Below are 6,217 nucleotides of genomic sequence, written 5' to 3' on the forward strand. Positions count from 1 at the left end.
GGGGCCCCAATTCTTCTGTACCGCCATCATGCCGAAACATACACCTGTCTCTTGGCCCGGCCGCGCCGGGATTGTCGCGTAGGGGACAGATTTATATTCCGGACCCGCGATAAGGTCGTGGGCTAGCCATAAGAACGGAGACTTCCATGTCCAGACCCGAATCGCCCGGCGCCCTCTTCCGCCGCGCCCTTGTCGAAGAAAGTCCCCTACAGATCATTGGCGCCATCAACGCCAACCACGCCTTGCTGGCCAAGCGCGCCGGCTACCGCGCCATCTACCTGTCGGGTGGCGGCGTGGCGGCCGGGTCGCTGGGGCTGCCGGACCTGGGCATCAACACCATGGACGACGTGCTGACCGACGTGCGCCGCATCACCGACGTGTGCGACGTGCCGCTGGTGGTGGACATCGATACCGGCTTCGGCCCGTCGGCGTTCAACATCGCCCGCACCGTCAAGAGCCTGATCAAGTTCGGCGCGGCCGCCTGCCACATCGAAGACCAGGTCGGCGCCAAGCGCTGCGGCCATCGCCCGGGCAAGGAAATCGTCACCACCGAAGAAATGGCCGATCGTGTCAAGGCGGCTGCCGACGCGCGCACCGACAGCGACTTCTACCTGATCGCCCGCACCGACGCCATCGCCTCGCACGGCGTGGACGCCGCGATCGAGCGCGCGCTGGCGTGCGTGGAAGCCGGCGCCGACGCAATCTTCGCCGAAGCCGCCTATGACCTGCCCACCTACGACCGCTTCGTCAAGGCCGTCAAGGTGCCGGTGCTGGCCAACATCACTGAATTCGGCAAGACGCCGCTGTTCACCGTTGAAGAACTGAAGAGCGTGGGCGTGGGCATGGTGTTGTATCCGCTGTCCGCCTTCCGCGCCATGAACAAGGCCGCCGAAGCCGTCTACACCGCTATTCGTCGCGACGGCCACCAGAAAAACGTGGTGGACCTGATGCAGACGCGCGAAGAGCTATACGACCGCATCGGCTATCACGAATTTGAATCCCGGCTGGACGCTCTGTTTCAAAAGGGCAAAGCGTAATCCCGCCACGCCAGTCCCCCATTGCATCGACCACAGCGAAAGTGAAGGAGTAGAGACATGAGCACGGCTCCCAAAAAGCAAGAAGCCAAGCCGGACGCCAAGCCGGAAGAAAAAGCCGGTTTTAAACCCAAGAAGTCCGTCGCCCTGTCGGGCGTGGTGGCGGGTAACACCGCGCTGTGCACCGTCGGCCGCAGCGGCAACGACCTGCACTACCGCGGCTACGACATCCTGGACATCGCCCACACCAGCGAGTTCGAGGAAATCGCCCACCTGCTGGTTCACGGCAAGCTGCCGAACAAGGCGGAACTGGCCGCCTACAAGCAAAAGCTGAAGAGCCTGCGCGGCCTGCCCGCCCAGTTGCAAGTAGCGCTGGAAGCGCTGCCGGCATCCAGCCACCCCATGGACGTGATGCGCACCGCCGTGTCGGTGCTGGGCTGCGTGCTGCCTGAAAAAGACGACCACAACACCCCGGGCGCGCGCGACATCGCCGACCGCCTGATGGCCAACCTGGGTTCGGCCCTGTTGTACTGGTATCACTACAGCCACAACGGCCACATGATCGACGTGCAAACCGACGACGACAGCATCGGCGGCCACTTCCTGCATTTGCTGCACGGCGAAAAGCCCAGCGACGAATGGGTCAAGGCGATGCACATCTCCTTGAACCTGTACGCCGAGCACGAGTTCAACGCATCCACCTTTACCGCGCGCGTTATCGCCGGCACGGGCTCGGACATGTTCTCGTCGATTGCCGGCGCCATCGGCGCGCTGCGCGGCCCCAAGCACGGCGGCGCCAACGAAGTGGCGTTCGATGTGCAAAAGCGCTATGACTCGCCCGACGAAGCCGAAGCCGACATCCGCCGCCGCGTCGAGGCCAAGGAAGTCATCATCGGCTTTGGCCACCCCGTCTATACCGTGTCCGACCCGCGCAACAAGGTCATCAAGGACGTGGCCAAGAAGCTGTCCAAAAAGGCCGGCAGCACCAAGATGTTCGACATCGCCGAGCGGCTGGAAACGGTCATGTGGGACATCAAGAAGATGTTCCCCAACCTGGACTGGTTCTCGGCAGTCAGCTACCACATGATGGGCGTGCCCACGTCCATGTTCACCCCGCTGTTCGTCATTGCGCGCACGGCGGGCTGGTCGGCCCACATCATCGAACAGCGCATCGATAACAAGATCATCCGCCCCACCGCCAACTACGTGGGCCCGGAAGACCAGAAATTCGTTCCGCTGGACAAGCGCAAGTAAGGCGGCCGCAACCATAACGAGAACAAGGCGCGGCATGGCCACCTGTATTCACTTCTTTGCTAAGGAGGGTTCGCAATGTCCGCCCCAATCTCAAACGTACGTCCCGATCCCGATCAAGTCCTGGTCGATATCGCGGACTACGTTCTTAACTACGAGATCAAGAGCAGCCTGGCGTATGAGACCGCCCGCAACTGCCTGATCGACACGCTGGGCTGCGGCCTGGAAGCGCTGGAATACCCGGCCTGCAAGAAACTGCTGGGGCCGATTGTGCCGGGCACGGTGGTGCCCCATGGCGCCAAGGTGCCCGGCACGTCGTTTCAACTTGACCCGGTGCAGGCCGCGTTCAACATCGGCACCCTCATCCGTTGGCTGGATTTCAACGACACGTGGCTGGCCGCCGAATGGGGCCACCCCTCGGACAATCTTGGCGGCATCCTGGCCACGGCTGATTGGTTGTCCCGCACCGCGGTCGCCGCCGGCAAAGCGCCCTTGACGATGCGCGACGTGCTGACCGGCATGATCAAGGCGCACGAGATCCAGGGCTGCATCGCGCTGGAAAATTCGTTCAACAAGGTCGGGCTGGACCACGTGGTGTTGGTCAAGGTGGCGTCCACCGCCGTGGTGGCGCAGATGCTGGGGCTGGACCGCGATGAGGTCATCAACGCCGTGTCGTTGGCCTGGGTCGACGGCCAAAGCCTGCGCACGTATCGACACGCCCCCAACACCGGCAGCCGGAAAAGCTGGGCGGCGGGTGACGCCACCAGCCGCGCCGTGCGCCTGGCGCTGATCGCGAAAACCGGCGAGATGGGCTACCCGTCCGTGCTCACCGCCAAGACCTGGGGCTTTTACGACGTGCTCTTCAAGGGCCAGCCGTTCAAGTTCCAGCGGCCGTATGGCAGCTACGTGATGGAAAACGTGCTGTTCAAGATTTCGTACCCGGCCGAGTTCCATTCGCAGACCGCCGTGGAATGCGCCATGGAACTACATGTGAAGCTTGGTGCGCTGGGCAAGCGCGCGGAAGACATCAAGGCCATCACCATCCGCACGCACGAGGCGTGCATTCGCATCATCGACAAGAAGGGTCCGCTTAACAACCCGGCCGACCGCGACCATTGCATCCAGTACATGGTGGCGGTGCCCGTGCTGTTTGGTCGCTTGACGGCGGCCGACTACGAGGACGATGTGGCGAGCGACCCGCGCATCGACGCCTTGCGCGACAAGATCGTGTGCGTGGAAGACCCCGCCTTCACCCGCGATTACCACGACCCGGACAAGCGCTCGATCGCCAACGCGCTGACGGTGGAATTCGTGGACGGATCCAAGCTGGACGAAATCGTCTGCGAATACCCCATCGGCCACAAGCGCCGCCGCGCCGACGGCATCCCCTTGCTGGAGGCCAAGTTCCGCACCAATCTGGCGCGCATGTTCCCGGCCAGGCAGCAGCGCCGCATTCTGGACGTGTCGCTGGACCAGCAGGCGCTGGAGGCCATGCCGGTGCACGAATACGTGGACCTGTATGTGATCTAGCAGCAGGGCGGCGGGACCATCCGGCGGCCTTACAATGCGGCTTTCCTAGATTGGATGCCGCCATGGCCATGCTTTGGGTCAAGACCTTTCACATCGTCTTCATCGCTTCCTGGTTTGCCGGGTTGTTCTACCTGCCGCGCATTTTCGTGAACCTGGCGCAGCAGTCGGACGCGTCCGTCCAGGTGACGCTGCTGGGCATGGCGCGCCGGCTGTACCGTTTCACCACCATTCTGGCCGTGGTGGCCATTGTTTTCGGCATGTGGCTGTACCTGGGTTACCGCATCGGCGTGGGCCCGGGCAATGGCTGGATGCACGCCAAACTCTTTTTCGTCCTGCTCGTCATCGGCTACCATCACGCCTGTGGCTTGATGCTGCGTAAATTCGAACAGGGCAAAAACACCCGTTCGCATAAGTTCTATCGCTGGTTCAACGAAGTTCCCGTCTTGCTGCTCTTGGTGGTGGTGGCGCTGGTCGTCGTCAAACCCTTCTGATTCCCCCTACCTTTGCACATTCGCCAGGATTCGTATGTCCTCTGATGAACAGGACCGCCCGCGCAAGACGCTGACGATCAAAAAAACGGCGCGTGACGCCCACGCCGTCGAGGCGCCCAAGCGCACCCGCACGGGCGCTCGCGCCAAGCTGGTCGCGCAGATCTCGCGCACCAAGGAAAACGTCGAACGCCAGAAAGACCCTGAAGGCTATCAACGCCGCCAGGAAGAAGAGGCGCGCCGCAAGCCCGGCGCCGGTACGCGTGGCCAGTCGCCCCGTGGCGGCGCGGAACGCGGTCAATACGATCGCGGCCAGCCCAGCCGGGGTGAAGGGCGCGGCCCGGCAGGCCGTGGCGCGTCTGAGCGCGGGACGTCCGATCGCGGCACGTCCGATCGCGGCACGTCCGAGCGCGGCAGATACGATCGCAACCAGCCTTCCCGTGACCGCTCCGACGATACGCGTCGCGACGCCGCACCCAGCGCCCGTTCCGGCCGCCCGCCGCAACGCGCTCCGCGCCTGCGCGATGACCAGTACATCGCCCCGGCCACCCCGGCAGGCCGCTTCTACGATCCGTTTGAAGATGACGGCCCCGCGCCCGACTTCCAGGCCGAACCGCCCGTAGAGGCATCGCAACCGGATTACCCCGACGTGCACGACGATTACCAGGACGACGCGCACGCCGACCACCAGGATCGCGCGCCCCGCGTCGAAACCCGCAGCCGCCGCCCGCGCGAGACCCGCCAGGCGGAAGTGTTCACCGTGTTCGCGCCCTGCCCTCAAGGCCTGGAAGAGGCCCTGACGGCCGAAATGCAGGCGCTGGGCTATGAAGACGCCCAGGCCGGCCGCGCGGGCTGCTCGTTCACCGCCGACTGGTCGGGCGTGCAGCGCGCCAACCTGTATTCGCGCCTGGCGACCCGCATCCTGGTGCAAGTCGCCCATGCCGAAATCTCGCACGAAGACGACATCCTGGACCTGGCCCGCGACACCCCCTGGGAACGCTGGTTCGGCGCCGAACAAACGCTGCGCGTGGACACCTCGGCCATCAAGAGCCCGGTGCAAAGCTTGCAGTACTGCAATCTGCGCGCCAAGGACGGCATCTGCGACCGCCTGCGCGAACTGGAAGGCGAACGCCCCAGCATCGACACCGTGCGCCCGGACGCCCGCGTCCACCTGTTCTTGACGGGCCACACAGCCACGCTGTACCTGGATACGTCCGGCGAATCGCTGTTCAAGCGTGGCTGGCGCCTGGACAAGGGCGAGGCCCCGCTGCGCGAAAACCTGGCCGCCGGCATGCTGGCCCTGGCCGGGTGGGACCCCGCTGCCCCGCTGCTGGACCCCTTCTGCGGCTCGGGCACCATCCTGATCGAAGCGGCCTGGATCGCCCTGGGCGTGCCCCCGGGCATTTCGCGCCCCTTTGGCTTTGAACGTTTGCGCGACCACGACGCCTACCGCTGGCGCGACCTGAAGGACGACGCGCGCTCGCGCATCCTGCCTCAGCTGGACGCGCCCTTGGTCGGTTACGACCTGGACCCGCAAGCCATTGAATTCGCTCAGAACAATGCGGAACGCGCCTGGCTCACCGCCGACTCGATCCGCTTCGAAATCGGCGACGCGCGCGAAATAACGGCACCCGCCGACCACGGCTGGATCGTCACCAACCCGCCCTACGGCGAGCGCATGCTGACCGAACAGGACGCCGACCTGTGGCGTGACTGGGCCACCTGCCTGAAGCGCAATTTTGCCGGTTGGCAGCTGCACGTCATCACCAGCGACATGACGCTGCCCAACCAGATGCGCCTGAAGCCCAAGCGCCGGGTGCCGTTGCACAACGGCGCGCTGGACTGCCGCCTGTTCGGTTTCGAACTGGTTGCCGCCGGCTACCGCGACGCCTGACCGCCGCCTTGCCCCGGCGG

At 64.6% G+C, this 6,217-nt stretch carries 5 protein-coding genes; all 5 read left to right on the forward strand.

All coding sequences use genetic code 11. From position 1 onward, the window contains the following. The first annotated feature begins 146 nt into the window (after positions 1-146). The 5 genes from prpB (at position 147) to ACNPP0_RS08995 (ending at position 6,197) form a co-directional block, all read left to right on the forward strand. Positions 147-1,037, forward strand: coding sequence for a methylisocitrate lyase (gene prpB, locus ACNPP0_RS08975; protein WP_332610603.1), 891 nt, complete (start codon positions 147-149; stop codon positions 1,035-1,037). A gap of 57 nt (positions 1,038-1,094) precedes the next feature. Then, the gene (prpC, locus tag ACNPP0_RS08980; RefSeq protein ID WP_104143074.1) at positions 1,095-2,288 is read left to right on the forward strand and encodes a bifunctional 2-methylcitrate synthase/citrate synthase; all 1,194 of its coding nucleotides are present in this window, start codon (positions 1,095-1,097) and stop codon (positions 2,286-2,288) included. Positions 2,289-2,363: 75 nt separating this feature from the next. After that, positions 2,364-3,815 (forward strand): bifunctional 2-methylcitrate dehydratase/aconitate hydratase, encoded by a 1,452-nt coding sequence (locus ACNPP0_RS08985; protein ID WP_332610605.1) that lies wholly within the window; start codon positions 2,364-2,366, stop codon positions 3,813-3,815. A 62-nt stretch (positions 3,816-3,877) separates the two neighbouring features. Then, positions 3,878-4,306: a CopD family protein gene (locus tag ACNPP0_RS08990; protein WP_185975319.1), complete on the forward strand. Its 429-nt coding sequence runs from the start codon at positions 3,878-3,880 to the stop codon at positions 4,304-4,306. Positions 4,307-4,838: 532 nt separating this feature from the next. Further along, entirely contained in the window at positions 4,839-6,197 is a 1,359-nt protein-coding gene (locus tag ACNPP0_RS08995; protein ID WP_442880326.1) for a THUMP domain-containing class I SAM-dependent RNA methyltransferase, read from the forward strand. The last annotated feature ends 20 nt before the right edge of the window (positions 6,198-6,217 follow it).

The organism is Achromobacter semiaridum (assembly GCF_053543755.1).